1 protein-coding gene is annotated in these 473 nt (G+C 68.7%); it reads right to left on the bottom strand.

What is annotated here, in order from left to right; translation table 11 throughout:
- Positions 1-329 (bottom strand): condensation domain-containing protein (locus AC0AIB_RS31185; protein ID WP_465098077.1); only part of this gene is annotated, 329 nt, incomplete at its 3' end.
- Positions 330-473: the final 144 nt, after the last annotated feature.

The following is a 473-nucleotide window of genomic DNA, read 5'->3' on the forward strand; positions in this document are numbered from 1 at the left end:
GTCTCCAGGATGCGCGCGAACGCGGCCTCGCGCCCGTCCTCGGGCTCGGTGCCGAGGTCGATCTCGTACCACGGCATACGCGCCTTGCGGCGGATCACCTGGACCGGCCGGTCCAGGCCCTCGTAACGGAACGCGGCGCGCAGGTTGGCGTGGCGGCGCAGCAGGCTGTCGGCCGCGCCGCGCAGTGCGGCGGCGTCGACCTCGCCTTCGATGTCCAGGACGATCTGCACCGTGTAGACGTCCGGCGCCTGGTGGTCGTAGAGGGCGTGGAACAGCAGCCCTTCCTGGAGCGGTGAGAGCGGAAGAATGTCCTCGATCCGGGCGTTCACCGTGCGTCCCTCCAGAATGAGTCCATGTCGTCCTCTTCGTCCTCTTCGTCGTCCTCGTCGTCTCCGGCGAGCACGTGGTCGATCTGACTTTGCGTCAGTGATGTCAGTGCGACGTCGGACGGCGTCCAGCCGCCGGCGTCGGGG

It is taken from the genome of Micromonospora sp. DSM 43699 (assembly GCF_055517075.1).